Origin of the sequence: Klebsiella sp. B345 (assembly GCF_051131735.1) — a bacterium.
In the GTDB taxonomy this organism is placed as follows: Bacteria; Pseudomonadota; Gammaproteobacteria; order Enterobacterales; family Enterobacteriaceae; genus Klebsiella.
Genome location: NZ_CP180443.1, coordinates 4,611,871 through 4,637,420 on the forward strand (window position 1 = coordinate 4,611,871; position 25,550 = coordinate 4,637,420).

24 protein-coding genes are annotated in these 25,550 nt (G+C 54.9%); 8 read left to right on the forward strand and 16 right to left on the reverse strand.

Annotation, left to right across the window (positions count from 1 at the left end):
* Positions 1-61: 61 nt before the first annotated feature.
* The 5 genes from glnQ to rhtA all read right to left on the reverse strand — a co-directional run bounded on the left by glnQ (position 62) and on the right by rhtA (position 4,371).
* Complete coding sequence (gene glnQ / locus ACMYSO_RS21670) at positions 62-784, reverse strand: glutamine ABC transporter ATP-binding protein GlnQ (protein ID WP_434585816.1); 723 nt, start codon at positions 782-784, stop codon at positions 62-64.
* On the reverse strand, positions 781-1,440 hold the full coding sequence (gene glnP, locus ACMYSO_RS21675; RefSeq protein WP_100684049.1) for a glutamine ABC transporter permease GlnP: 660 nt from the start codon (positions 1,438-1,440) through the stop codon (positions 781-783). The genes glnQ and glnP overlap by 4 nt, the downstream gene beginning before the upstream one ends.
* Before the next feature lie 149 nt (positions 1,441-1,589).
* Positions 1,590-2,336 (reverse strand): glutamine ABC transporter substrate-binding protein GlnH, encoded by a 747-nt coding sequence (gene glnH, locus ACMYSO_RS21680; protein WP_123756071.1) that lies wholly within the window; start codon positions 2,334-2,336, stop codon positions 1,590-1,592.
* 399 nt (positions 2,337-2,735) lie between these two features.
* The gene (dps, locus tag ACMYSO_RS21685) at positions 2,736-3,239 is read right to left on the reverse strand and encodes a DNA starvation/stationary phase protection protein Dps (RefSeq protein ID WP_123756072.1); all 504 of its coding nucleotides are present in this window, start codon (positions 3,237-3,239) and stop codon (positions 2,736-2,738) included.
* Positions 3,240-3,483: 244 nt separating this feature from the next.
* Positions 3,484-4,371, reverse strand: a complete 888-nt coding sequence (gene rhtA, locus ACMYSO_RS21690; protein WP_434667738.1) for a threonine/homoserine exporter RhtA — start codon at positions 4,369-4,371, stop codon at positions 3,484-3,486.
* Positions 4,372-4,724: 353 nt separating this feature from the next.
* Here rhtA and ompX point away from each other — a divergent pair, with 353 nt between their 5' ends.
* The gene (ompX, locus tag ACMYSO_RS21695; RefSeq protein WP_123756074.1) at positions 4,725-5,234 is read left to right on the forward strand and encodes an outer membrane protein OmpX; all 510 of its coding nucleotides are present in this window, start codon (positions 4,725-4,727) and stop codon (positions 5,232-5,234) included.
* A gap of 91 nt (positions 5,235-5,325) precedes the next feature.
* Here the strand turns inward: ompX and ACMYSO_RS21700 are convergent, their stop codons facing one another.
* Positions 5,326-6,903 (reverse strand): phosphoethanolamine transferase, encoded by a 1,578-nt coding sequence (locus ACMYSO_RS21700; protein WP_434667741.1) that lies wholly within the window; start codon positions 6,901-6,903, stop codon positions 5,326-5,328.
* A gap of 268 nt (positions 6,904-7,171) precedes the next feature.
* On the reverse strand, positions 7,172-7,297 hold the full coding sequence (gene mntS, locus ACMYSO_RS21705) for a manganase accumulation protein MntS (protein ID WP_434585813.1): 126 nt from the start codon (positions 7,295-7,297) through the stop codon (positions 7,172-7,174).
* Positions 7,298-7,478: 181 nt separating this feature from the next.
* Between mntS and mntR the strand changes: the two genes are divergently transcribed.
* The 5 genes from mntR to ACMYSO_RS21730 all read left to right on the forward strand — a co-directional run bounded on the left by mntR (position 7,479) and on the right by ACMYSO_RS21730 (position 12,580).
* The gene (mntR, locus tag ACMYSO_RS21710) at positions 7,479-7,952 is read left to right on the forward strand and encodes a manganese-binding transcriptional regulator MntR (protein WP_434585812.1); all 474 of its coding nucleotides are present in this window, start codon (positions 7,479-7,481) and stop codon (positions 7,950-7,952) included.
* Entirely contained in the window at positions 7,949-9,061 is a 1,113-nt protein-coding gene (locus ACMYSO_RS21715) for an anion transporter (RefSeq protein ID WP_434667744.1), read from the forward strand. The genes mntR and ACMYSO_RS21715 overlap by 4 nt, the downstream gene beginning before the upstream one ends.
* Positions 9,062-9,168: 107 nt before the next feature.
* A complete protein-coding gene (locus tag ACMYSO_RS21720) occupies positions 9,169-10,209 on the forward strand; it encodes an aldo/keto reductase (RefSeq protein WP_434667747.1) in 1,041 nt (346 codons plus the stop codon).
* A 174-nt stretch (positions 10,210-10,383) separates the two neighbouring features.
* Positions 10,384-11,760 (forward strand): glycoside hydrolase family 1 protein, encoded by a 1,377-nt coding sequence (locus ACMYSO_RS21725; RefSeq protein ID WP_434667750.1) that lies wholly within the window; start codon positions 10,384-10,386, stop codon positions 11,758-11,760.
* A gap of 103 nt (positions 11,761-11,863) precedes the next feature.
* Positions 11,864-12,580 carry a GntR family transcriptional regulator gene (locus ACMYSO_RS21730; RefSeq protein ID WP_434667752.1) on the forward strand — a complete coding sequence of 239 codons (717 nt, stop codon included), beginning with the start codon at positions 11,864-11,866 and terminating at the stop codon, positions 12,578-12,580.
* A gap of 159 nt (positions 12,581-12,739) precedes the next feature.
* Here ACMYSO_RS21730 and ACMYSO_RS21735 read toward each other — a convergent pair whose 3' ends face one another.
* From ACMYSO_RS21735 to ACMYSO_RS21750, 4 genes are all read right to left on the reverse strand, one after another.
* On the reverse strand, positions 12,740-13,156 hold the full coding sequence (locus ACMYSO_RS21735) for a helix-turn-helix domain-containing protein (RefSeq protein ID WP_434667755.1): 417 nt from the start codon (positions 13,154-13,156) through the stop codon (positions 12,740-12,742).
* Complete coding sequence (locus ACMYSO_RS21740; protein WP_434667758.1) at positions 13,153-13,464, reverse strand: type II toxin-antitoxin system HigB family toxin; 312 nt, start codon at positions 13,462-13,464, stop codon at positions 13,153-13,155. Before ACMYSO_RS21740 ends, ACMYSO_RS21735 begins: the two co-directional genes overlap by 4 nt.
* A gap of 245 nt (positions 13,465-13,709) precedes the next feature.
* Positions 13,710-14,624: a L,D-transpeptidase gene (ldtB, locus tag ACMYSO_RS21745; RefSeq protein WP_434667761.1), complete on the reverse strand. Its 915-nt coding sequence runs from the start codon at positions 14,622-14,624 to the stop codon at positions 13,710-13,712.
* Between the two features lie 202 nt (positions 14,625-14,826).
* Positions 14,827-15,609, reverse strand: a complete 783-nt coding sequence (locus ACMYSO_RS21750) for a tyrosine-protein phosphatase (protein ID WP_434667764.1) — start codon at positions 15,607-15,609, stop codon at positions 14,827-14,829.
* A 176-nt stretch (positions 15,610-15,785) separates the two neighbouring features.
* Here ACMYSO_RS21750 and ACMYSO_RS21755 point away from each other — a divergent pair, with 176 nt between their 5' ends.
* Entirely contained in the window at positions 15,786-17,381 is a 1,596-nt protein-coding gene (locus ACMYSO_RS21755) for an ABC-F family ATPase (RefSeq protein ID WP_123756085.1), read from the forward strand.
* 325 nt (positions 17,382-17,706) lie between these two features.
* Here the strand turns inward: ACMYSO_RS21755 and ACMYSO_RS21760 are convergent, their stop codons facing one another.
* The 3 genes from ACMYSO_RS21760 to ACMYSO_RS21770 all read right to left on the reverse strand — a co-directional run bounded on the left by ACMYSO_RS21760 (position 17,707) and on the right by ACMYSO_RS21770 (position 21,788).
* The gene (locus ACMYSO_RS21760) at positions 17,707-17,949 is read right to left on the reverse strand and encodes a hypothetical protein (RefSeq protein WP_434667767.1); all 243 of its coding nucleotides are present in this window, start codon (positions 17,947-17,949) and stop codon (positions 17,707-17,709) included.
* A 156-nt stretch (positions 17,950-18,105) separates the two neighbouring features.
* The gene (locus tag ACMYSO_RS21765; protein WP_434667770.1) at positions 18,106-20,472 is read right to left on the reverse strand and encodes a TIM-barrel domain-containing protein; all 2,367 of its coding nucleotides are present in this window, start codon (positions 20,470-20,472) and stop codon (positions 18,106-18,108) included.
* Positions 20,473-20,486: 14 nt separating this feature from the next.
* Entirely contained in the window at positions 20,487-21,788 is a 1,302-nt protein-coding gene (locus ACMYSO_RS21770) for an MFS transporter (RefSeq protein WP_123756087.1), read from the reverse strand.
* Positions 21,789-22,070: 282 nt separating this feature from the next.
* Between ACMYSO_RS21770 and ACMYSO_RS21775 the strand changes: the two genes are divergently transcribed.
* On the forward strand, positions 22,071-23,162 hold the full coding sequence (locus ACMYSO_RS21775; protein WP_434667773.1) for a LacI family DNA-binding transcriptional regulator: 1,092 nt from the start codon (positions 22,071-22,073) through the stop codon (positions 23,160-23,162).
* On the opposite strand, the gene ACMYSO_RS21780 is transcribed toward ACMYSO_RS21775, so the two are convergent.
* Both ACMYSO_RS21780 and ACMYSO_RS21785 read right to left on the reverse strand, forming a co-directional pair.
* Positions 23,159-24,424 carry a DUF1479 domain-containing protein gene (locus tag ACMYSO_RS21780; RefSeq protein ID WP_434667776.1) on the reverse strand — a complete coding sequence of 422 codons (1,266 nt, stop codon included), beginning with the start codon at positions 24,422-24,424 and terminating at the stop codon, positions 23,159-23,161. The genes ACMYSO_RS21775 and ACMYSO_RS21780 overlap by 4 nt on opposite strands.
* 139 nt (positions 24,425-24,563) lie before the next feature.
* Entirely contained in the window at positions 24,564-25,379 is an 816-nt protein-coding gene (locus tag ACMYSO_RS21785; RefSeq protein WP_434667779.1) for a Cof-type HAD-IIB family hydrolase, read from the reverse strand.
* Positions 25,380-25,550 lie beyond the last annotated feature (171 nt).

Consider the following 25,550-nt stretch of genomic DNA (forward strand, 5'->3'; position numbering starts at 1 on the left):
GTTGAAAGGCGTGAGAGTAATCTGGAAAGCGGCTCCCCTGGGTGGGGAGCCGTTGGAGACATCAGGCGACGTGCTGCAGGAACTCGCGCAGACGCGGGCTCGGCGGGTTCTTCACCAGCACCTGTGGGTCGCCATCTTCGGCAATTCGCCCTTTATCGATAAAGATCAGCCGCGATGCCACTTTCTCAGCAAAACCGATTTCGTGGGTCACGATAACCATGGTCATGCCTTCTTCGGCCAGATCCTGCATCACCTTCAGTACTTCGTGGCGCAGCTCCGGATCGAGGGCGGAGGTCGGTTCATCAAACAGCATCATTTTTGGCTTCACCGCAAGGGCTCGGGCGATCGCCACGCGCTGCTGCTGCCCGCCCGAGAGCTCGGAAGGGTAGTGGTGGGCGCGTTCGGCGAGGCCGACTTTCTCCAGCAGATCTTTCGCCAGTTTTTCGGCGGCTTGTTTGTTGGCACCACGCACGCGCAGCGGCCCGAACATGACGTTCTCCAGCGCGGTCAGATGTGGGAACAGGTAAAACTGCTGGAATACCATGCCCGCTTCCTGACGAATCAGGCGCTCGTCAACTTTCGGGTCATTGACCTTCAGACCATCGACAATCAGTTCACCGCTGGTGATCTCTTCCAGCTTGTTGATGCAGCGCAGCAGGGTTGATTTGCCGGAACCGGACGGCCCGATAATCACCACTACTTCACCTTTGTTGATCTTCAGATCGATATCGTGCAGCACCTTGGTCGGGCCAAAGTGCTTGGAAACATTTTTAAATTCAATCACAGGATTTTCATCCTTCTTTCAAGACGACGCAGAATAAAGCTCAACACCAGGGTGATTATCAGATAAATCACGGCAACGGCGCTCCAGATTTCCAGCGCGCGGAAGTTACCGGCAATAATCTCCTGGCCCTGGCGGGTCAGTTCAGCCACGCCGATGACGATAAACAGCGAGGTATCTTTGATGCTGATGATCCACTGGTTACCCAGCGGCGGCAGCATACGGCGCAGCGCCAACGGCAGAATCACGTGGCGGATGGTTTCGCGACGGGACAGGCCGAGGGCCAGACCAGCTTCACGGAAGCCTTTGTGGATAGAGAGCACCGCCCCGCGGGTGATTTCTGCGATATAGGCACCGGAGTTGATCATGATCGTCACCACCGCCGCCGAGAACGGGTCAATACGTAAATCATTAAACGCCATTGGCAAGGCGAAGTAGATAAACATGACCTGGACGACGATGGGGGTGCCGCGGATGATCTCAATGAAGACTAACGCGACGTGGTTCGCAATCCAACCGCCAAAGCAGCGGGCGAAACCGGCGACGAGGCCGATTATCAAGCCGCCAGCCAGGCCGAGGACGGAAATCCACAGCGTCATTTTGGCGCCTTCCAGCAAAATTGGAATGGCGGGCCAGATGGCACTCCAGTCAAACTGCATAATGTGTTCCTGTTACCGTGTCGAACAACAGAGGTCACCCTCTGTGAAAAAATGACTCAGGTCTGCGGTGAGATGATGCCCGGATAGCGGATTGTGGCGATATCCGGGGAGCCAAACCTCAGCAGACCTGTAAGAAGAGATGCTGATTATTATTTTGGCTCAGTACCGAACCATTTTTTATAAATTTCGTTGTAGGTGCCGTTTTCACGCAGTGTTTTCAGCGCGCCGTTCACCTTTTCACGCAGTTCGTCGCTGCCTTTCGGGAAGGCGATACCGTAGTCTTGCGCTTCCAGAGAGCTTCCGACAGCTTTGAATTTGCCCTGGCCAGCGGTTTTGATGAAGTAGAGGATGTTCGGGGTGTCATGCAGGACCGCATCGGCACGTCCGGTACCTAACTCCATATAGGCGTTATCGATGTTCGGGAACTGACGCAGGTCTTTGGTCTTGATGTTGGCTTTGGCATAGTCAACGGAACCGGTGCCGCCTTTAACTGCGACCACTTTACCGTTCAGGTCTTTCACGTCTTTGATGTCGTTGTTGTCAGCTTTCACCATCACCAGCAGACCGCTCTTATAGTAGCCATCGGAGAATTCGATCGCTTTCTTGCGTTCTTCAGTAATGGTAATCCCCGCCAGCGCGAGGTCGATATTTTTGGTTTGCAGCGCCGGGATGATGCCGCTGAAATCCATTGGCTTCAGGGTGTAGTCCAGTTTCAGCTCTTTCGCGATCGCGGCCCACAGGTCAACGTCGAAGCCGACGTATTTATCACCTTGTTTAAATTCAAACGGAACAAACGCCGTATCGGTTGCAACAATCAGTTGCTTTTCAGCGGCCTGGGAAGAAACCGCAAAAGCCAGGGTCAGTGCAGCCAGTGAAACTTTAAATACAGACTTCATAGCATTTCCTTTTATATCCACGGGACGATCCCCTGCGAGAACGGGTAACCATATGAAAAAATCGTGCCAGTTTTACAACTTGTTGTTTTATAACAAACGAAGCGAATCCTGTTGCACGATTTAGGGTAAAAAGAACGGCAAATGCACCGTTGTGGGGCGTCGTTTTGGTGCGTCATTAACGCATCGCTTAACAAGTGCATTTTTAACGCAAACAGCAGGTGGAAACAATCTTGCCGTAACGATTGTGTGAGGTAATTATTACAATTGATTTACTTTAGTGCGCATTTTGTTCAATGTCATGCACTGAAATGGTGCGGATAACGGCGGAGGGGATAAAAAGACGAATCTCTGAGGATAATCTGAAAAGCCGCCAGCGATGCTGACGGCGACAGGCGGATATTAGGCGATATTGGCTTCAATGAACCACAGGAATTTATCCAGATCGCGAGATGCCGCGGTGAAGATATCGGCGGTGTCTTCGTCTTTAGTTTCTGCGATCGCTTTACGCACGTCATTGGCCACAATGGCGTAACGATCGGCCAGTTCTTTCAGGTGATCCTGAACGGTGTGAATATCCAGCGGATAGCTTTTCAGCGGGGTCTGGCTGTTAATCACCTGGGTGGTGCCCAGCGCGACGCCACCAAGCTGGACGGCACGTTCTGCCATGGTATCGAGATGCTCTGTCAGCGCGGTGCGGAAACCGTCGAGCATTTCATGGACGGCGATAAAGTTAGCGCCGCGCATATTCCAGTGGGCCTGTTTGGTAATCAGCGACAGGTCGATGAACTGGACGACCTGACGATTGAGCAGCTCAATGGTGGCCTTCTTCTCCTGATCTGCCACATCGTTGCGGGTATAGAGCAGGTTGGATGCTTTCGTTTTAACCAGTTTTGCAGTCGTCATCGTGTCATTCCTCTTGATATTGAAACTCGTCATACATCAATTTTGCATTGACCGGAGTAAGTGTAGTCGGTCACTGATGAGACTCATTATAACAACGGATTGGGCAACGCGGAGGGCGGTAGTCTCTATCGGTTTGATAGCGTAGAGTTGTTGACTGTTCTATAAAGTATATAAAATCAATGGATTAACTGTGAATATTGCCGCTCTGCATGGCTCCTGTGGCTATGCAGAGCGGCCGGCAACGTTAGCTGATATCGACTTTTTCGATTTTGCTGTCCCGACGCATGGTTAAGGTCGAGCCCATCGAGGCAAGAATAATTGCCCCCAGAGCCAGGGTTTGCGTTGCCGTCAGCGTCTCACCGAGGAATACCATCCCGGAAAGGGCGGCGAGGGCCGGCTCCATACTCATCAAGGTACCGAAGGTTCGGGTGGGCATACGGGTGAGGGCAATCATCTCCAGCGAATAAGGCAGCGCCGTAGAGAGTATTGCGATAGCCAGGCCCAACGGCAGCAGGGCCCACTGGAACAGCGTATCGCTGGCCTGGATCATGCCGAGCGGCACAAAGATCACCGATGCAATCAGCGATCCCATGGCTACCGTGGCCGGTCCGTGTTCTTCCCCGGCGCGCTGACCGGTCAGGATATAGACCGCCCAGCAGGTTCCGGCGCCGAGCGCCAGCAATGCCCCTGTCAGATCAATCTGGGCGACATCTTGCCCCAGCGGCAGCAAAAACCACAGCCCCAGCACCGCCAGAACTACCCACACGAAATCGAGCGGACGCCGCGAGCCAAATAACGCAACCGCCAGCGGGCCGGTAAACTCGAGCGCTACCGCAATCCCCAGCGGAATACGTTGAATGGATAAATAGAAGAGGTAGTTCATCGCCCCCAGCGAGATGCCGTAAAAGAGCAACGGCAGGCGTTGCTCTGCGGTAAAGCGCAGACGCCAGGGCTTGAAGACGATCGCCAGAATGAGCGTGCCTAGCGCCAGACGCAACGCGGTGACGCCCGGTGCGCCGACGAGCGGGAACAGTGATTTTGCTAACGATGCACCGCTCTGAATAGAAACCATCGCGATTAAAATAACCAATATCGGCAGCCATGCCGGTACTTTGCGGGACGAGCCGGGCATCCTTTCTCCTGTCAGGGTTTGTCAAATGAGGTAAAGGTTCCAGTGTAAATGAAGAACACTTATACGGTTTAGCTATTGTTGAAAAAAACGCAGACGAGATGCGTACAATGCTGTGTAACAGGTAGATTAAACGACTATCAGATTAGGAATTATCTGGATGCACGCCCTGTGAGTAATGCGCGTTAATAGCAGGGTCTTCGATTAAAACGGTTGTTTTCCAGATTGTTACAAAATTGCGGAAACTTTTGGTTACAGGAAAAGCACTGTTAGACAGTGTAAAGTGAAAAGAGTTTCTCGAAAGTTTTTGATATATTTAAAGCTTAGGACTTATTAGAAACACATTTGAGGTGGTTATGAATAAAATTGCACGTTTTTCAGCACTGGCTGTTGTACTGGCAGCATCCGTAGGTACCGCTTTCGCTGCAACTTCTACCGTTACCGGTGGTTATGCGCAGAGCGACATGCAGGGTGAAGCCAACAAAGCAGGCGGTTTCAACCTGAAGTACCGTTACGAGCAAGACAATAGCCCGCTGGGTGTTATCGGTTCCTTCACCTACACTGAAAAAGATCGTACCGAAGGCGGCGTTTACCAGAAAGGCCAGTACTACGGTATCACTGCAGGTCCGGCTTACCGTCTGAACGACTGGGCTAGCATCTACGGTGTTGTTGGTCTTGGCCACGGTAAATTCCAGGACAACAGCTACCCGAACAAGCACGACATGAGCGACTACGGTTTCTCCTACGGTGCTGGTATGCAGTTCAACCCGATCGAAAACGTTGCTCTGGACTTCTCCTACGAGCAGTCTCGTATTCGTAACGTTGACGTTGGTACCTGGATCGCTGGCGTTGGTTACAGCTTCTAATCACTTCGGTGATATAAAAAATCCGCCTCACAGAGGCGGATTTTTTTTGCCTGAAATCTGGCTGATTTCAGGCGGTTAGCGGCGAGCGGCGTTAGCGAATGGTGAAGGCGTCAGTACCCAGATGGCTATACTCCACCTTCTGCAACTGGAAGTTGGTGATAAAGGTTGGTCCGGCACGCTGTTCAGAGATAAAACGATAGCGTGGGGTAATCTCCTGGGCGCTTATCCCGGTCCACTGCGAGAAAAAGGCGAGGAAATCGTTGGCAGAACGCTGGGCCTTAATGACCTTATGCGCTTTATCATCGCTGGATAACACCATAAACGGCACCTGGAAGTTTTGCTGATACTTGTCGTCGTGCGCCAGGTACTGAACTTCTTTGCCACGCTCTTTAAAGGCCAGACCGTGATCGGAAAAATAGGTCATCGAGAAGCTATCGCCAGAATTTTGCAGTTGATGATAGAGCTTGCCCAGCAGCGCATCGGTTTGCGTCATGCTGTAGAGGTAACAGGAGGTTTCTTTCGATTGTACGAAGACGGTATATTTGCCCTTGGTACGATCGCAGGCCTGCGGATGCGACCCCATCAAATGCAGAACGATCAGCTGCGGCTGAGTGCGCTGCACCGAGAGCACCTGTTCAGTCAGCTTTAAGAGCTGCTCATCCTGAGTGTTTTTATTGGCTTCAAAATCGCCGTTTTTGAGGAACTGTACCTCATCCGCGCGTTTAGCAATGCTGGCGATCGCCGTATCGTATTCGCCAATTTGCCCCTGATTGGAAAACCACCACGTCTGAAAGCCTGCGCGGTTCGCCAGGGTAACAAAGTTATCCTGATACAGCGGTTTCCCGTCGACGACCCGATTGAGCGTCAACCCAAGTGATTTTTGCGTCGAGCCGCTGGCGGCAATGTAGTCATTAAACAGGTAGCCATTTACGGAACTGGCAAACGGTGTATTGTCCCAGTGTCCGCCAAAGGCCCCGAGCGCATCACGGCGCGCGCTTTCCCCGATCACCACCACATAGAGATGGTATTTGGGTTTGACCGCCATCACGTGCCAGCTGTCTTTCATGTTGGCGAGCTGCGCCATACGCGACTGCTCATCCCGCACTTCATTATTATTGACCACCACGTCTTTCACGAAGCGAAAGGCAGGGTAGCCGGTATCGATCACTTTAAACACGCCGCCCCAGGCCAGATTCTGCACCGGCTGCAGGAAGAAAATCGCGATACTGAACAGCACGCCGAGTATTTCTACTTTATTCAGGCGTTTGGGTTCTTCCGGTTTACGGCGCACGGCAATCACGCCGAGCGCAAAAATAAAGACCGCCAGCAGGTAGTTGTACCAGGGGAAAATGGTCAGAATTTCCGTCGACTCTTCGACGTTGGTGGCATGTAGCGCCAGCAGCGTATTGAAGTTGGGCGCGCCGTAGGCCTGCCCGAATGGATAGTAGAGTGCGGCGAGCAGGGAATAGCATCCCACCACGACTTTTTGCGCGCGCGGGAACGTGCGCCACAGCAGATGTAGCACGCATGTAAAAGCGACGGTATAGAGCAGACTAAATTCGTAGCCGAGGGCCAGGTTAATTAACAGAGACTGTAAAAAATAAAATCCTGTCCATGGATTGGGGACTAATCCCCGGGCGACCAGCGTTTCTTTCAGGGTGACATTCATAGTTAGTAATCAAAAAGACGCCATGTGCATCCCCTGGCATCAAGGGGTAAAACCTGCTGGACAGTGCCTGAAGAGGGTCTCTGTGAGCCGCAGTAGTGGCAGGGCTGACAAACGATAGGGCTTGCAAATGATAAGGTCAACCAGGCATAACGGATTGTTTTGAGAGAAAGCTTACAAAACTTGAAAAAAGTGGCGGGAAAAAGGTGGAACGAGACAGTATGACGGCCAATTATGACGGAAAAATGAAGCGGCGTGCCGCGACGCCGCGTTACTGGTTGGGTTTTTGCTGACGATTTTTGCCGTTCATCATGTCGCACAGCATGCTAATCAGCATTAAGCGAACCTTGAATGGGGAATGAGTAAACACGCGTAAACACCTCTTAAATTCGTTCATGGGACCTCCTGTAGTTTCGCCCTTCGCTCCTTGAAGGATGTCTGCATTACATACAGATATAGCACAGGCTATATCTTATAGCTATGGCTAAAACGTTAATTTTTTGTGCTACGGGCCCAATCATTTACAATGGGGATCTTTTGAGATGATGCTTGATGCGTCACTGGTATGAGGAAGCACAATGAACCGTCGCGCGGGTAAACCTATAACAAAAAAAGTGACGCAGCTTGTTAATGTCGAAGAACACGTTGAAGGGTTTCGCCAGGTGCGTGAAGCCCACCGTCGGGAGCTGATTGATGACTATGTCGAGCTGATTTCCGACCTGATTCGTGAAGTGGGTGAAGCCCGTCAGGTGGATATGGCCGCACGTCTGGGGGTATCGCAGCCGACGGTCGCGAAAATGCTCAAACGACTGGCCAGCGTTGGCCTGATCGAACAGATCCCGTGGCGGGGTGTATTCTTAACTCCGGAAGGTGAGAAGCTGGCCCACGAGAGCCGCGAACGGCACCAGATCGTCGAAAATTTCCTGCTGGTGCTCGGCGTCAGCCCGGAGATCGCCCGCCGCGATGCCGAAGGGATGGAGCACCACGTCAGTGAAGAAACCCTGGTAGCATTTCATCAGTTCACCCTGAAACACGGGTCGCAAGGCGAATGAACCTGCCCTTTGTTCAGTCGCTGGCTCGCGACCGCTTTTTGCATCTGCTGCTGATCGTTGCCTGCGGCTTAAGCTTTTTTGTGCCCTTTGCGCCCAAAAGCTGGCCTCAGGCCATCGACTGGCACACGATTATCACGCTCAGCGGGCTGATGCTGCTGACCAAAGGGATTGAACTCAGCGGCTATTTTGATGTGCTGGGCCGCAAAATGGCGCGCCGGTTTGCAACAGAGCGGCAACTGGCATTGTTTATGGTGCTGGCGGCGGCGCTGCTCTCGACCTTTCTGACCAACGATGTGGCGTTGTTTATCGTCGTACCGTTAACGCTCACCCTGAAGAAGTGGTGTGCGATCCCGGTGAACCGGCTGATTATTTTTGAGGCGCTGGCGGTCAACGCCGGCTCGCTGTTAACGCCGATCGGTAATCCGCAAAATATCTTGTTATGGGGGCGTTCGGGCCTCAGTTTCCTGGGCTTTATCGGGCAGATGCTGCCGCTGGCGGTAGCGATGATGTTGACGCTGCTGGTGCTGTGCTGGTGTTGTTTTTCCGCTACCCGACTGCATTTTCAACATTCGGACCGGACGCCGTCGTGGCAGCCAAAGCTGGTATGGAGCTGCCTGGCGTTTTATCTGGTCTTCCTGGCAGCATTAGAAATGAAGCTTGAGCTGTGGGGGTTGGGGCTGATTGTCCTCGGCTTCCTGCTGCTGGCGCGCGCGGTGATTATCCACGTCGACTGGTCGCTGCTACTGGTCTTTATGGTGATGTTCATCGACGTTCACCTGCTGACTCAGCTTCCCGCTCTGCACCAGGTTCTGAGCGGCGTCGGCCAGCTGTCAGCGGGCGGTCTGTGGCTGACGTCTATCGGACTGTCGCAGTTTATCAGCAACGTACCTTCCACTATTTTGCTGCTCAACTATGTTCCCCCTTCAACGCTGCTGGCCTGGGCGGTTAACGTTGGCGGCTTTGGTCTGCTGCCCGGCTCGCTGGCGAATCTTATTGCGCTACGCATGGCCTCAGACCGGCGGATCTGGTGGCGTTTCCACCTTTATTCTCTGCCGATGCTGCTGTGGGCGGCGCTGGTGGGGTATCTCCTGCTGCACTGCGTTGCCTGATGTTCAGAGAATTGGGCAAGAAACAGACAGAATCATCACATTCGCACTCTCTCACTCTGGCGTATAACTAACACGCTGAGCGTAAACATCCTGATGAGGAGAGTGCAATGCGTTATCAAAAACTAGGAAACACCGGTCTGTTTGTCTCGGAGCTGTGCCTGGGCACGATGACCTTTGGCGGCGAAGGCGGCATGTGGGGCAAAATCGGTCAACTGCGCCAGGCCGAAGCCGAACAGCTGGTGGGCAGCGCGCTGGATGCAGGCATTAACTTTATTGATACGGCAAACGTCTATTCTGAAGGCCGTTCGGAAATGTTAACCGGCCAGGCGCTGAAAAACCTGAAAATCCCGCGTGAGAACGTGGTGGTGGCGACCAAAGTCTTCGGGGAAACCGGTACCGCCGGCGTCAATTCCCGCGGCAGTTCCCGCTATCACATCATGGGCAGCATCAAAGAGAGCCTGCGGCGGCTACAGCTCGATCACATCGACCTGTATCAACTGCATGGCTTTGATCCGGCGACACCTATCGAAGAGACGCTGTATGCCCTGGATAATCTGGTGCAGCAGGGGCACGTGCGCTATATCGGCGTGTCGAACTGGGCGGCCTGGCAAATCGTTAAAGCGTTGGGGATTTCCGAACGGCTGGGACTGTCGCGCTTTGCCTCGCTGCAGGCCTACTACACCATTGCCGGGCGCGATCTGGAGCGTGAACTGGTGCCGATGATGCAGAGCGAAGGGCTTGGATTGATGGTCTGGAGCCCGCTGGCCGGGGGGCTGCTAAGCGGCAAGTACGATCGCGACGGGCAGGGGGAAGACGGCGGTCGTCGTCAGACCTTTGATTTCCCGCCGGTGGAAAAAGAGCGAGCGTTTGACTGCATCGATGTGATGCGGGAGATAGCCGGAGCCAAAGGGGTGTCGGTGGCCCAGGTCGCTCTTGCCTGGCTGCTGCATCAGCCGGCGGTCAGCAGCGTGATTATCGGCGCCAAACGGCGCGAACAGCTGGCGGATAATCTCGCCGCGGTCGATATTCGTCTGAGCCAGGAAGAGCTGGCGCAGCTCGATGCCGTCAGCGCGTTGCCGCGGGAATATCCGGGTTGGATGCTGGAGCGTCAGGGCGAATATCGTCGCGATCAGCTCGCGCAACAATAAACGACCGTCGTGCCCTCGCCGGGGGCGCAGATCGCACGCCGGATCGGTTTACGCCGATCCGGCGTTTTTTATTTGTGCCGCTCACAAAAAACGATCCTTTATTTGCCAGCCTCAGGGATTTCAGCTATATGACTAGTCATGAAATTTAAATGACTAGTCATATAGGGGCGAGAGATGAACAAAGCACTGCCGGCTGATTTTTTGTGGGGTAACTCGGTCTCCAGCATGCAAACGGAAGGGGCATGGAATGAAGGCGGCAAAGGGATGTCGGTGTACGACATTCGCGAGCCTGCCGAATTTGCCTCTGACTGGAAGGTAGCCACCGACTCCTATCATCGTTACCGGGAAGATTTCGATCTGATGCAGGACCTCGGCATGAACTGCTATCGCTTCCAGATTGCCTGGAGCCGGGTGTGTCCTGAGGGAGACGGTGAGTTTAATGAGGAGGGGATCGCCTTCTACCATCAGTTTATCGACGAGCTGATCGCCCGCGGTATTGAGCCGATGATCTGCCTGTATCACTTCGATATGCCGCTGTCGCTGGCGGAGCGCTATAACGGTTTCGCCGACCGTCGGGTGATGGAGGCGTTCATCCGTTATGGGCAGAAGATGATCGCGTGCTATGGCGATAAGGTGAAGTACTGGCTGACCTTTAACGAGCAGAATCTCTACCATATGCCAGAGGCGTTTCTGATCACCGGCTACCTGCGTGGCGAGAAAACTCTGCGCGAGCTGTACCAGATTCAGCACCATGTCATGATGGCCCATGTGCAGCTGACTGACTATTTGCATCAGGCGAAGCCGCAGTGCCTGATGGGCGGCATGCTGGCGCATGCCCAGGTCTATCCGGCGACCTGTAAACCGCGGGATGTACTCTGCGCCCAGCAGTTGGATGAGTTCTTCAATCAGAACCTGCTGCGTGCTTTTGCCGGGGAAGGTTACAGTCCGGAAGTGATGCACTTTGTGGCAAAAGAGGGGTTTAGCGACATCTATCGCGAGGACGATCTGGCGCTGATGGCGACGGTGAAAGTCGACTATCTGGCCTTCAGCTACTATGCCAGCCGCACTCTCGACAGCGATCCGCTGCCTGCAGGTACGCCGGTGAATTATTATATGTTGTCCGGCGACAAGCCTAATCCCTGGCTGAAAGCGACCGAATGGAACTGGCAGATCGACCCGCTCGGTTTTCGGATGATCATTACCCGCTATTACAACGACTGGCGGCTGCCGGTGTTCCCGATTGAAAACGGTATCGGCGTGATTGAGTCCTGGGATGGCGAAACGCCGGTGGCAGATGATTACCGTATTGCCTATCACCGCGATCACATTAACGCGATGAAAGAGGCGATGTTTGAAGATGGCGCCGAGGTGATCGGTTATCTGGGATGGGGATTGATTGATATCCTTAGTTCGCAGGGCGATATGCGCAAGCGCTACGGCGTTGTGTACGTGAATCGCGAGAATCATGACCTGAAAGACCTGAAGCGGGTGCCGAAGAAAAGCTATGCCTGGTTAAAACAGGCGATTCGTAGCCAGGGTCAGGATATGTAGAGGCAGAGCGACAGGCAGGCATTTGGTGTATGCTTAGGCCTGCCTTTGTTCGCATCTGAGAACAGAGAAAGACCAGTAAAAACAATCAATAAAAGGACGGGGAATGACGGCGAAGTATCTTGCGATCGCGCGGGAAATTAAGAAGCGAATTATCAGCCAGCAGTATCCCGCCAGCGCCCCGTTACCCGACCAGTTTGCGCTGGCAGCGGAATTTAACACCAGCAGGATGACCATCCAGCAGGCCATCCGCCAGCTGATCGTTGAAGGGCTTATCTATACCCGCAAGGGGCAGGGGACCTTCGTGCGCAAGAACTTTCTCCAGCTTACGCAGTGGGAACTGCCGGGGAGCGACTACTTTGGTGCCACCAAAACCTGGGAGCATCTGGGCGAGGTGACCAGCCAGATCATCCGCTTTGAGCTGCGCTTTGCCACGGAAAAGGAGCAAAGCTCGCTGCTGATCGATGCTGATGCGCCGGTCTATGATTTTGTCCGCTTGCGGGTGCTGAATGGCGAACCGGTGTCGCTGGATATGACGGTGATGCCGGTGGCATTGGTTCCAGGGCTGAATAAAAGCCATCTGGAAAGCTCGGTGTTTCGCTACGTCCAGGAGACGCTGGGGCTGAAACTGATGGGGTCGCATCGGGTGGTGCGGGCCATGAAGCCGGATACGCTGGATCAGCAGTATCTCTGTTGTACTGAGAGCGACCCGGTGCTGGGCGTCGAGCAGGTGATCTATCTGGAAGACGGGACGCCGCTAGAGTACGCCCACTGCCATTACCGCTACGATCATGGCGGGATTATTCTGGTCAACAACGGGTAGAAAAGGGCGGGCATCAGGCCTGATGTTGCCGTTTACCATGGGGTTTTGGCGGTGGGTTCCGCAGCCTGCTCTTTTCGCGGAGCAGGCGTGCGATATTTTGTCTTCGCGGGACGCACTCTCGCCCCGTCCAGGGCGAGGATTTACAGTGGTTTTATCTGGTTAATCGACAAACATCGAAACGGGGATTTTAAATCGGTTAGCCAGCGCCCTCATATGATCCAGAGTCAGACTCCGCTCGCCGCTGAGTACCCGGCTGACCAGCGATTTTTTGCCAATTTCGTTCTCAAAATCAGACTGCGACAGGCCATGCTGCTCCATGAGAACCCGCAGCAGAGAGACGCCATGTTTACCTGCTGCGACTCGGGCGTTGTACTCTTCGAATTCCGGTGCGGAATCTTCATAGGCATCGATTTTAGCCGTCAGCATGTCCACAAGCGGGCTGTCAGGTTCGTTTTCCAGCAGGTACTCAACCAGCCGGACCGCTTCGTCATAGTCCTTGCGGGAAGTACTCCCCCCGAGCAAAGGAACAATGCTGGCCAGATCATTCGCGGCTTTGATTGCTTCGCTGAAAATCATTCTTTGTGCTCCCGATAATATTTGGTGAGTCGGTCATATTCTGGGTGGGAGGCGATATGCTTAACAAATATTTTGCCTCGTTCAAAATCAGCAAAAAATATCATCCGTAAGTGGTTACCGCCGATATTGATAACCCACCATTTCTCCCTGTATTTCATGCGATCCAGACTGGCAAAGTACTTTTTTAGCTCATCCGGACTGTCCACAATGAGCCGCTTCAACGTCCGGTAGGTATCGTCCAGCGCGGTCGCATCATTTGGATATTGTCTCGCAGCTTCCTCAAAAGGGGCTCTTGATACAACGTGCACGTCCCTACCTCCCGTTTCCATTATGGAAACAGTATACGGCACTTTGCATAAAGTTGACAATATGGAAACTTAACTGGTGGTGGAACAGTCCCTGGCCCACGGGGAAGAGCAGATTATGGCAGAGGCTTCGCGCTGTACGCCTACCATTAAAAAAGGGTTCATGATTAACATGAACCCTTTTTCTATCAGCCAGCGGACGGGCATCCGTCGCCAGAGCCGCCTTTATCAGGCCGTTGCGGCAAGGCTTAGTTCAGACGAATCGGCATACCGGAACGGTTCTGGACTGCCTGCTCAACCACATTTTGATCAACATCAGGCTGACCGGTGACCGCCTGAACTTCTTTGGTCAGCGTAATCGGTACCACTTCGCCGTCCTGGAACTGTGCTTCCGTCGTGGACAGTGGATTATGGACTTCCACATAGCGGCTGCCATCTGGCTCGGTGGTTGCTTTTACCGGCTCATCGATAAATTCAACGCGGGTATTGACCGGCACGTTTTCAAACAGGAATTTGATGTCTTCGTTACGCAGACGAACGCAGCCGTGGCTCACGCGCAGACCGATACCAAAGTTAGCGTTGGTACCATGGATGGCGTACAGACGACCAATGTACAGTGCGTACAGGCCCATCGGGTTATCCGGACCAGCAGGGACAACGGCTGGCAGCGGGTTACCATCAGCCGCATATTCTGCGTGCATTTTCGCCGTCGGAGTCCAGGTCGGGCCTGCTTTCTTACGTTCTACTTTGGTGACCCATTTGATCGGCGTATCTTTACCCAACTGGCCGATACCGATCGGCAGTACGATCACGGTATTGGTGCCTTTCGGGTAGTAGTAAAGACGCATTTCCGCGCTGTTGATCACGATGCCTTCATGGACGGTGTCCGGCAGAATCAGCTGCTGCGGGATATTCAGGACGGTACCGCCTTTCGGCAGGTAGGTGTCCACGCCCGGGTTCGCTTCCAGCATGTTGGACAGCCCCATCTGATATTTCGCGGCGAAATACTCCAGCGGCTGTTTATTGTTTTCAGGAACCGTAATGACCTGGTTCTGACCAATCAGTCGGCTACCGTCGGTCGGTAGCGGATAAGTCACTGCGGAGGCAGTGTTGCAAAAGCCAACGAGAGCGAAGGCTGCCGCTAAAAGTGTCGATATTTTCATATTCGTTATGTCGTGTGCAGTGTCAAAGCCACACAGGCCTTTGTCAGATTATTCAGCTAATAGATGGGAGCGCATTATATGTGCATTCCCGCCAACAGGGAAATCAGATGTGTACGAAATCACACTTTTTTGCCGGTTGTTTCAAGTCTCGTGCGCAGGCCTGATCAATCCTGAGATCGCGTGATGCGATAAAACAGGATGACTATCCCTCCAGAAGCCTTGAGCGCAGCGCCTCTCGCGCCTGTGGCGTCAGTTGATACTCCTGCTCCAGCCAGAGGTCGACACTAGCATAACGCTCATGAATGGCTGACAGCGCCGCCGCGAGATAGGACTCGCGTACCGCGATGATGTCCGTCAGATTCTGCCGCCCACGATCGTTCAGTTCATCGCCGAGCGTGTCGCGCAGATGGGCTTCGACCTGGCTTAACATGCCGTGGGTCAGCAGATACTCCTCCATTACAGTATGGCTATCGCAGCCGAGGGCGAACAGCGTCAGCGCGCAGCCTACGCCGGTGCGATCTTTCCCCACCGCGCAGTGCTGCAGCAGCGCCCCCTCGAACGGCTGCATCAGCCAATCGGTCAACTGGCGGTAGGCGGCATTGTTGAACGGCAGATGACGATAGAGTTGCAGCATAAACTGTTCGCCATCTATGGCATTCAGCGTGGCGGCATTCAGCTCCGTGACTTTGGCATCAACATACGGCGTAAGTGGATTTGCAGGGGCATTGAGATAGCTGGCGCGGCCATTGAGTTTATCGGGGCTGCGCTGTGCTTCATGCGGATCGCGGTAATCAATAACCTGAGTCAGCGGTAGGGTGTCCAGATGGCCAAGGTCTTCGGCGGTCAGCATATGCAACGAGCCGGAGCGCAGTAATTTTCCCTGGCGCAGACGGCGACCGTCGACGGTGGACACACCGCCGAGATCGCGAAAATTGATCCCGCCCTGGAGCGATAAGAATGCCGGATGGCGCGAGTATGTCGTCATAGGTTCCTTCCAGATTGAGGGAAAAATCAGGTTTCAGGCACAAAAATTGGGCAATATTACGGAGACCGTACCACAGACTGTGCCTATGATTTTATGGCAAACCGTGAAAAGTGATGGTTTTGCTGGCATAATGTCCGATGTATCACACTTCTCATTCTCTTTTTCAGGATAACCCCGTGCTAGTATCCAGCAACGTCACCATGCAGTTTGGCAGTAAGCCGCTGTTCGAAAATATCTCCGTCAAATTTGGCGGCGGCAACCGTTACGGCCTGATTGGCGCTAACGGTAGCGGTAAATCCACCTTTATGAAGATCCTCGGTGGCGACCTTGAGTCGACGCTGGGCAACGTTTCCCTCGATCCGAATGAACGTATCGGTAAGCTGCGTCAGGACCAATTCGCCTTTGAAGAATTCACCGTGCTGGATACGGTCATCATGGGCCACGGCGAGCTGTGGGAAGTGAAACAGGAACGCGACCGCATCTATTCTCTGGCCGAAATGACCGAAGAAGACGGCTACAAAGTGGCCGATCTGGAAGTCACTTACGGCGAAATGGACGGCTATTCTGCTGAAGCCCGCGCCGGTGAACTGCTGTTGGGTGTCGGGATCCCGGTCGAGCAACATTATGGCCCAATGAGCGAAGTGGCTCCTGGCTGGAAGCTGCGTGTGCTGCTGGCACAGGCGCTGTTTTCTAACCCGGATATTCTGCTGCTCGATGAACCGACGAACAACCTCGACATCGACACTATTCGCTGGCTGGAGCAGGTGCTGAACGAGCGTGACAGCACCATGATTATCATTTCGCACGACCGTCACTTCCTGAACATGGTCTGCACCCATATGGCGGATCTCGACTACGGTGAACTGCGCGTCTATCCGGGTAACTATGACGAATACATGACCGCCGCGACCCAGGCGCGCGAACGCCTGCTGGCCGATAACGCCAAGAAAAAAGCGCAAATCGCTGACCTGCAATCCTTCGTCAGCCGCTTTAGCGCCAACGCTTCTAAATCTCGTCAGGCGACTTCGCGCGCCCGCCAGATTGACAAAATCAAGCTGGATGAAGTGAAAGCCTCCAGCCGTCAAAACCCGTTCATTCGCTTTGAGCAGGATAAGAAGCTGTTCCGTAATGCGCTGGAAGTGGAAGCGCTGTCGAAAGGCTTTGAAAACGGCCCGCTGTTCAAAGGGGTTAATCTGCTGCTGGAAGTTGGTGAGAAGCTGGCGGTACTGGGGACCAACGGCGTGGGTAAATCTACCCTGCTGAAAACCCTGGTGGGCGAGCTGGAAGCCACCAGCGGTAGCGTCAAATGGTCTGAGAATGCGCACATTGGCTACTACGCGCAGGATCACGAGTACGAATTCGACAACGACATGACGGTCTTTGACTGGATGAGTCAGTGGAAGCAGGAAGGCGATGACGAGCAGGCGGTGCGTAGCATCCTCGGTCGTTTGCTGTTCAGCCAGGACGATATCAAAAAGCCGGCAAAAGTGCTGTCCGGTGGTGAGAAAGGTCGCATGCTGTTCGGTAAGCTGATGATGCAAAAACCGAACATTCTGGTGATGGATGAACCAACCAACCACCTGGATATGGAATCGATTGAATCGCTGAACATGGCGCTGGAGATGTATCAGGGCACTCTGATCTTCGTCTCTCACGACCGTGAGTTCGTCAGCTCGCTCGCCACCCGCGTGATTGAGATTACGCCGGAACGCGTGATCGACTTCACCGGTAACTACGAAGATTATCTGCGTAGCAAAGGCATCGACAACTAATGTCAGCTTCCCCGGCGCGCCTGCGTGCCGGGGTTATTTTTCCCGCCTTTTGTTCAACCTTCCCGCAACCAGCCCGCATTGCCATCATATTTCCATCTTTACTGCACATTGCTGTGAATAAATAGCAATCTGATGTGGCATCACGGCACAACCGTATCCCCGGCGCTGTGAAGCTGAACAGAGAGGCGTGCAATGATTATTATTTTGACCGTGCTGATTCTGGTGCTGTGCTGTGTGGTAATTGGTTTTCTGATTGCCGCGGTTTGAGGTGACGGGCAGCCGGGCCGGTACGCTAAAACGGCCCGCCCGGAAAACAGACCCTATCTTAGCGATGGTGTACGGTTACGACGGGAGCGAAGAAGCCACCGCTGGTTGTGGTGCTGCTGGTAAACGTTCCGGGTCCATAAGCCTGAGTAATCGCCGTATCGTTCTCATCGGCTGCAAAACGGCTGAGGGCCGTGGTTTTGGCCGATGTCGATGATGGTAAGGGCATTTCGGGTGATGGCTTTTCCTGAAATGCCAGCGCACTAGCGGAACACAACGACAGAGAAACAAGCAGAGCAGTCATTACTTTCATCGTCAGAAGTCCGAATAAGGGAAGGGGCATTCTTACGGTATAGCTGACGCATAAAAAACGCCACGCGGGTTTACCATTGTGGCGTAGTTAGTTACAGGTAGACATCAATTCGTGGTGCCCCTCCCGCACGGCAAGGGCACGGGAGGGTTATGCCGGACGCCACTCGCTGGCGGCTTCGCCGTTGATCAGCAACTGGCGCTTTTCACCTGCTGGCAGGGTGACGTTCAATACTTGCCACGCCGGGCGATAATGACCGCGCGGGGTCACCTTCAGGTTAATCGTCTGGCCGTCGCAGACCATTTCCCAGGCCAGCCATAGCGCATTTCCCTCTTGATAACCCCAGCTTTCACCGTCGTCTTCAAACAACAGTCCGCTGGTGGTTCCGACGCCTTTGAGCGGGAACAGCTTCAGCTCGCGGCCGTCGTCCTCAGCCGCATCCACATGTGTGATGCACTCGCTGAGCGGCAGGCCTGCGCCGGCGCGTACCAACAGTGGCAGTTTTTCCAGCGGCGCGTCCAGGGTGATCCACTGGCCGCCGGCAAACCACTCGCCACAATAAAAATCGTACCAGCCGGAGGCATTATCCGGCAGCCATACCCGGCGTTGACGCTGGCCTGGCTCCACTACGCTTGCGACCAGAATATCGCGGCCCAGCAGGAAATCGTCGCACTCTTCAAACGTTTGCGGGTCGTGCTCGTGATCGAGGAAGGTCGGACGCAGCATCGGTTCATCGTCGGCATGGGCCTGCCACAACAGAGTGTACAGATAGGGCAGCAGGCGATAGCGCAGTTCGATCGCGCTGCGAATAGCCGGCGTGACGGCCGGATACATCCACGCTTCATTGACAGTCCGATCGTCGTTCCACGAGTGGATCGTAAAGCGCGGATGCATCACCCCGTTCTGGACCCAGCGCACGAACAGCTCGGCATCCGGTTTATCGCCGGAGAAACCCCCGACGTCATGGCCCACGTTATACAGGCCGGAGAGGCTCATCCCCAACCCCATACGGGTGTTATAGCGCAGGGTATCCCAGTTGGTCCGGTTGTCACCGCTCCAGGTCTGTACGTAGCGCTGCATCCCGGCGCAGCCGGAGCGGGAGATCAGGTACGGCCGTTTTTCCGGGGCGAAACGCTGCTGGGCTTCCATTGAGGCGCGCATCATCAACAGCGGCATCACCGGGCGAATATGTTTGATGGCGATAGTTTGACCAAAGCCGTGACAGCGCGCTTCGCCGTCCCAGACCTCAAATTCGTTGTTATCGTTCCAGGTGGAGTCGATACCCATCTCCAGCAGCTGGCGGGTCACGCCCTCCTGCCACCAGGCGACGGCCTGCGGGTTGGTAAAATCGAGATGCGAACCTTCGTCATCCCAGAAGCTGGAGCGTTCCGGCGCATCAATTTCGGAATCGCGGATAAATAATCCTTTTTCCGCTACTTCGCCATAGCGCGGGTGGTCCTGGAGCAGGCAGGGCTTAATGTTGGCGGCGAGCTTTATCCCGGCGTCATGGAAGCGCTGGCTCATCACCGTGGGCTGCGGCACCTTGTCATAGTTCCAGTTAAAGACGTAGCGCTTGCCGTTGATCGAGGTGTAGCCGGAAGAGAGCTGGAACGAGTCGCAGGGAATCGCGTGCTCCTCACACAGGCGGATAAAATTCATCAGCTGGTTTTGCGCATCCGGCGCATCGGTGTAATGCATGGTGGAACCGCTGTAACCGAGGCTCCATTTCGGCCCGAACAGCGTTTTACCGGTTAGGCGGACAAACGCCTTGGTGACGTCGAGGGCGCGGCGGCCGGTGAACAGGTAGTAATCGATGTCGCCGGCTTCCGCCTGCCAGCGGCGGTAGGCGGTGTGATAGTTATCAATTTCATTGCCCAGGTCCAGCCAGCAGCTGCTCAGGTTGTCGTAGAACAGGCCGTAGCTGATGTCGCTGCGCTGGGTGAGGGTGAAGGGGACATGCTTATACAGCGGGTCGGTGCTGACCGCGTTATAGCCCATCGCATCGAGGTTACGCATCTCATAGCGTTTACCGTTGCGCTGCAGATCGCCGGCCTTTTCGCCCAGCCCGTAAAAGCGTTCGTCTTTGCGGCGGCTCAGGTAGTGCGCCACGCCGTCGCCGTGGGTATTGAGTAAATAGGCGCTGGTTGGACGGTCGCTCACCAGCGGCTGCCACTCGCCGTCGTCGTGGCGATAGCTCCACTCCAGCCACAGCGGCTGGTGGACGGTGACGCGCAGTTGTTCGGTGGCGATCGTCAGGCTGTCGCCCTGCTGTTCAAGGGTCCAGGCGGGAAGGCTAAAGCCGCTCAGGTCATCGCGTTGACGCCCCTCCCACGGAACATCCTGCTGCGGCGCAATGCTCCAGGTGCGGTCCAGCGCCAGCCCGCCTTTGCGTTTCAGCTGCACGCGGAACAGGCTCTCTTCCAGCACATACAGGCACAGCGTGTGCTGCCCGTCGATAGTCAGCTCAACGTGATGGGCAAGCTGTTGATGTAAGGTCCAATGTTTAAGCGTTTTCATCTTTATATCCACTCTCAGGCGCGTTTGGCGCGACGTTCTGCAATAAATGTCACCAGGAAGATGGCGCCAATCAGGTCAAAGAAGCCCATGGCGATAAACAGCGGGTTGAAGCCAATCTTGTCGGCGGTCACCCCGATTAATAGCGAGAACAGGAAGCTGGCAATCCAGGCGGCGGAACCGCGCATGCCGTTGACGGTGGCCATCTGGCCTTTATCGAATGACTCCACCACCAGCGCGCTGAGCATGCAGGAGATAATCTGGTGGCCGAAACCGCCGATGGAGATCAGCACGATAGTGATATACGGGTCGCGGGTAATGGCGACGAGGGCCAGCGAAATCATCAGAAAGGCGCCGGTGACCGAGCTGGCGACCACCGAGTTCACCCGGGTACAGCCGAACCAGCGGGTATACAGTTTTGTCAGATAGCCGCTGGCGACGCTGCCGAGGTCGGCGGCGAGGAACGGCAGCCAGGCGAACATGGCGATCTGTTTCAGATCCATTCCGTGCTCTTTTGCCAGGTAGAGCGGCACCCAGAAGCTCAATACAGCCCAGGCCGGTTCCGCCATAAAGGCCGGGATGGCGATCCCATAGAAGCGCTTATTTTTCGAGACGGTTTTCAGCGCGGTGAAAAAGGGCAGCTTCACCGCCGGTGGCTCATTATCCTGACGAATAAACTCGAGTTCACTTTTGCTGAGATTAGGGTGCTTATCAGGGTTGTTGTAAAACACCCACCACAGCACCACCCACAGCAGGGCCAGCACCCCGGTGAACATAAACGCCCCTTGCCAGCCAAAGGAGGCGTGGGCGAAATAGATAATCGGCGGGGCCAGCATGGCGCCGATGGAGAACCCAACGCCAGCCCAGCCGGCAGCAATCGGGCGTTCAGATTTCGGGAACCATTCGCCGATGGTTTTGGCGTTGGCCGGCGTAGCCGCGGCTTCCGCGCCCCCCATAAAGAAGCGCAAAATCGCCAGGTGCAGCCAGTTGCCTGCCCCGGCGTGGGCGATACAGGCAATGGCCCACAGGGTGGCACAGATCATAAAGCCGAGCTTCAGGCCGATCACGTCGATCAACCAACCGCACAGCGGCTGGAACAGGGTATAGGCCAGCTGAAACGCGCCGACGATCCAGGAGTACTGCTCGGTGGTAATGCCCAGCGTATCTTTCAGTTCCGGGGCAATGATCCCCAGCGAGTTGCGGGTGATGTAGTTGACGGTGACGCCGAGTAAAAACAGGACCAGCATCCACCAGCGTAAATTTTTGACCACCCGGCGAGATTTGCTGGCGGCCATATCGTTGTTGAGGCCTTGGCTCATAGAACTCTCCACAAGATTTTTATGTAGGGGACATGACCAGCTCATTCCCTGAGTTGTCACACCAATTCTTGTAATATATTGAATAATATTGTTTTATTTATATCGCTGTCCGCGTGACTAGTATGGAAGTTATCGGACCAATTCAGGTTAAGGTAGAACACAGGTGGGCAGTAGCGTTATTTATGAAAGCTTTTTCATAAGGTGGCGAAATGCTCACAGCAGAGCCAAACCTTTGCTTGATAGACTGGGATTACCGCCAATGAAAATTCTTTCATTTTGAAGATGGAGCTGGATCACAAAATGGATAAAAAGCTAAAAATTGCCGATATCGCCGCCCGCACCGGAATGTCGGCGAGCACCGTCTCCCGGGTGCTGGCTGGCAAAGCCAACACCAGTGAAAAGGCCCGACAGGCGGTGTTGACCTGCGCCCGTGAGATGGGGGTGATGGACGGCATTGCCGCCGGGCGCATGCTGCTCAATAGCCTGGTGGTTTTTGCACCCCAGCGGGCGTTTGATGAACGTTCGGATATCTACTACTACCGGGTGATCCAGAGCATCCACCAGGCGCTGAGCGCCCATGAAGTGCGCCTGCGAACCTGCGCGCTGGAGGAAAACGACAGCGATGCCAACCTGTTCCTGGCCCGCATGAACGAACCCGAAACCGAAGCGGCAATCCTGCTGGGCATTGACGATCCGCATATTCACGATCTGGCGGCGGATCTGGCGAAACCCTGCGTGCTGATCAACTGCCGTGACGACGGGATGCGCCTGGCGTCGATTGCGCCGGATCACCGGCTGATCGGCCAGTTTGCCGCGCAGTATCTGTTCGAAATGGGCCACCGGGCGGTGCTGAATGTGATGTGCCTGCGCCGCTATACCATGGAACTGCGGCTGGCCGGTATTAAAGAGGCCTGGCGCGGGCGCAATATGCGGTTTGCTGATGGGCGGGATCTGCTCACCGTCGCCAGTTTTAGTGCCAAAGATACCCAGGCGCGGGTAGAGGAGTGGCTCGATGCCCAGGCGGGTAAGCCGCTGCCGACGGCGTTTCTGGTCGGCGGTGATTTCATGGTCGCCGGTACGGTCAACGCATTGCAAAAGCGCGGATTACGGGTGCCGCAGGATATTTCGGTGATGAGCATCGATGGGTTTAATCTGGCGGCGATTCAGGATGTGCCGCTGACGGCGGTGCACGTACCACGGGATGAACTGGGGATTGAAGCGGTGCACATGCTGCAACAGCGGCTGATCCGCCCGGATGTACCGCGTGGGTCTTTGCTGCTGCACGGCACGCTGGTGGTGCGCGATTCGGTACGGCGGATACGCTCCGGTAACCGCCATACCGCCGTGGTGCAGGCTGGGTTGTATGACGACTAGACTTCTATGCCCAGCGCCCGTTTCCCGTGGATGTTCAGGTCGGCAAGGGTAAAACGCTCCTGCCAGTCGGCTTCGTAATCTTCGCGAGGGAAGTCCCCTGGCGATGCGCCGTTTTCCAGTGCCACTTTAACCTTGTGCGCGTAGGCGAGGTTTTTCTCACACATCGGCGCGGCGGGAATGTACATCACGTTGCCCCAGCCCTGCTGGTTTTCCACCGGCGCCACCGAGTGAATGACATCGCAATGCCACCAGACCGAATCACCGGCATTGAGCGCCGGAATGGAGCTGAGCGCTTTGATCAGCAGCGGGTGCCATTTCTCTGAAATGGGCAGCACTTTTCCCGGCGCCACACCGCACAGTTCATCGTCCGGGACGTCGTCCAGCAGCGGGCGCAGCAGGACATAGGCCATCGCTTCCGGGATCGGCACGACGTGCAGCAGCCCCTGATCGGGGATCATGTCAGAGAGGGCGGTCCAGCCCTGGAAGGTCCGGAAGACCGAGCATTTGGTGGTGTTATCGACGGTGTACTCTTCCACCTCGGTGCGGTGTGCCGCATCCCACGGGTCGTAAGCATCAATATTGCCGTTAAAGACGCTGGCAAAGACCTGCTGATAGGCCGGGAGTAACCAGCGTTCCAGCGCCCCGGAATCGGTGTGTGCGCCCAGCCCCTTAGAGGTGGTGCCCGGCGGACGACGGCGGATACGGTCCGGGTAAATCACGCTGACGTCCGGGTCAAACCACTGCTTGCCGTCGTGGTTAAAGGTCCACAGGCGGTTCAGGAAGGATTGTACCGCCGCCATCTCATCACTTTGTCGCGCCTGCATCTGCGCCTGTGACCAGTAAATTGGGTAAATTTCCGGGCGGGAAGCATCGAGCGAGCCGAAGAAGGTGTCACCAGGGCCTTTGTAAACCTCATCGAAATGGTTGCGGTCGAGATATTCCAGCATCGAATTATCCCAGGCCAGCGCCCGCTCGCGTGCGAAGTGGCCTTTGATCACCGCGCAGCCGCGACGCTTAACCGCCTCGCGTTGGGCGTCGCTGACCTGACCCTGAGCAATGTCGCTGAACGGGATCAGCGGCCAAACATCCTCGCCACGGGCTTTCAGCGTGTCGATCTCTTCGAGACGAGCTGCGATCCGCGCGCTCAGCCGGTCGAATACCGCCTGGACATCGCCGATCTGCGCGCGCAGATGCTGTTTCATGTGTCGAATCGCCGTTTTGTGGTCGGCGGGTAATGTTTCGTGGGTATAGATAGCAGCCATGGTGACCTCACTCATCTTTCATTCGAAAGTATTAAATCTTACAAACGATAATTTAAGTTAAAATAAAGTTAATGCAAGTTTAAAAAGTAGAGTGGGCGCACAAAATGGAAAAGCCGGGGCAGGATGCCCCGGTTAGCGGTCAGTCGGTGAAGGGGGTGGTCCGATCGAGAACGGCCTGAATGACCTTCAGCGCCCCGTGATGGTTGTTATCATCGGTGGCGTATGACGAGATGGCTTTGATGCTGTCAGCGGCATTGCCCGTGGCGAAAGCGTATTTTACCAGCTTCAGCATTTCCGCATCGTTGCCGCTGTCGCCAATGGCGACGCACTCCTGCGGCGAGATTTGCCAGCGCTTAAGCAGACGGCTGATGCCGTTGGCTTTGTGCAGGCCGGGAATGATTAAATCGACAAAGCCGAAACCGCTGGTGACGGGCTTCATGATGCCGTCCAGCGAGACATGCAATTTATCGATAAGCTGCGGGATTTCGCTATCCGGCAGATTCAGGGAGAACTTGAACAGCGTGTCGTCAATGGCCTGGTAATCGCTGATGCGCTGCAGGCGATGGTAGTGCTTTGACATCAACGCGACAAATGCCTCAGGGGCTTTATCGCTGACGTAGGCGCTCTCCAGGCCGCAGGCAACGAAGTTCAGTTGACGGTCTTTCAGCAGTTCGCCAATCACCACCTGGGATTCGTGACGGGTCAGTTCGCCGTGGAACAGTTGCTTGCCGTGTTCGTAAACCAGCGCGCCGTTCTCGGCGACAAACGAGATCTGCTCGCGGATTTCCGGGAAAAATGAGATCAGCTGGTAGTACTGGTTGCCGCTGGCGACAACAAATTCAATACCTTGCTGCTGAAGCTGCGCGAACTGCGCAAGAAAACGCGGGCGATCGTACTGCTTGGCGTCATTGAGAAAAGTTCCGTCCATATCAGTGACGATAACTTTAACGGTCATAACAAATGCTCCTGGCTAACTTCGACCAGTAACATTCTAATTACAATGTGACCTGAAGCACAAATTTATTTCGAATGAAAGTTTGCTTTCACCGATGTGCAGAAGAAAACTCTCAGGAATAACCTGCAGTTGTGACAAACGGCTAACCCGGAGGCGGTGCTGAGCGCCTCC

Excerpts from the sequence above, each read along its gene's own strand:
- glnP (WP_100684049.1), bottom strand. The coding sequence starts at position 1,440 with ATGCAGTTTGACTGGAGTGCCATCTGGCCCGCCATTCCAATTTTGCTG.
- glnH (WP_123756071.1), bottom strand. The coding sequence starts at position 2,336 with ATGAAGTCTGTATTTAAAGTTTCACTGGCTGCACTGACCCTGGCTTTT.
- dps (WP_123756072.1), bottom strand. The coding sequence starts at position 3,239 with ATGACGACTGCAAAACTGGTTAAAACGAAAGCATCCAACCTGCTCTAT.
- rhtA (WP_434667738.1), bottom strand. The coding sequence starts at position 4,371 with ATGCCCGGCTCGTCCCGCAAAGTACCGGCATGGCTGCCGATATTGGTT.
- ompX (WP_123756074.1), top strand. The coding sequence starts at position 4,725 with ATGAATAAAATTGCACGTTTTTCAGCACTGGCTGTTGTACTGGCAGCA.
- ACMYSO_RS21700 (WP_434667741.1), bottom strand. The coding sequence starts at position 6,903 with ATGAATGTCACCCTGAAAGAAACGCTGGTCGCCCGGGGATTAGTCCCC.
- mntS (WP_434585813.1), bottom strand. The coding sequence starts at position 7,297 with ATGAACGAATTTAAGAGGTGTTTACGCGTGTTTACTCATTCCCCATTC.
- mntR (WP_434585812.1), top strand. The coding sequence starts at position 7,479 with ATGAACCGTCGCGCGGGTAAACCTATAACAAAAAAAGTGACGCAGCTT.
- ACMYSO_RS21715 (WP_434667744.1), top strand. The coding sequence starts at position 7,949 with ATGAACCTGCCCTTTGTTCAGTCGCTGGCTCGCGACCGCTTTTTGCAT.
- ACMYSO_RS21720 (WP_434667747.1), top strand. The coding sequence starts at position 9,169 with ATGCGTTATCAAAAACTAGGAAACACCGGTCTGTTTGTCTCGGAGCTG.
- ACMYSO_RS21725 (WP_434667750.1), top strand. The coding sequence starts at position 10,384 with ATGAACAAAGCACTGCCGGCTGATTTTTTGTGGGGTAACTCGGTCTCC.
- ACMYSO_RS21730 (WP_434667752.1), top strand. The coding sequence starts at position 11,864 with ATGACGGCGAAGTATCTTGCGATCGCGCGGGAAATTAAGAAGCGAATT.
- ACMYSO_RS21735 (WP_434667755.1), bottom strand. The coding sequence starts at position 13,156 with ATGATTTTCAGCGAAGCAATCAAAGCCGCGAATGATCTGGCCAGCATT.
- ldtB (WP_434667761.1), bottom strand. The coding sequence starts at position 14,624 with ATGAAAATATCGACACTTTTAGCGGCAGCCTTCGCTCTCGTTGGCTTT.
- ACMYSO_RS21750 (WP_434667764.1), bottom strand. The coding sequence starts at position 15,609 with ATGACGACATACTCGCGCCATCCGGCATTCTTATCGCTCCAGGGCGGG.
- ACMYSO_RS21760 (WP_434667767.1), bottom strand. The coding sequence starts at position 17,949 with ATGACTGCTCTGCTTGTTTCTCTGTCGTTGTGTTCCGCTAGTGCGCTG.
- ACMYSO_RS21765 (WP_434667770.1), bottom strand. The coding sequence starts at position 20,472 with ATGAAAACGCTTAAACATTGGACCTTACATCAACAGCTTGCCCATCAC.
- ACMYSO_RS21770 (WP_123756087.1), bottom strand. The coding sequence starts at position 21,788 with ATGAGCCAAGGCCTCAACAACGATATGGCCGCCAGCAAATCTCGCCGG.
- ACMYSO_RS21775 (WP_434667773.1), top strand. The coding sequence starts at position 22,071 with ATGGAGCTGGATCACAAAATGGATAAAAAGCTAAAAATTGCCGATATC.
- ACMYSO_RS21780 (WP_434667776.1), bottom strand. The coding sequence starts at position 24,424 with ATGGCTGCTATCTATACCCACGAAACATTACCCGCCGACCACAAAACG.
- ACMYSO_RS21785 (WP_434667779.1), bottom strand. The coding sequence starts at position 25,379 with ATGACCGTTAAAGTTATCGTCACTGATATGGACGGAACTTTTCTCAAT.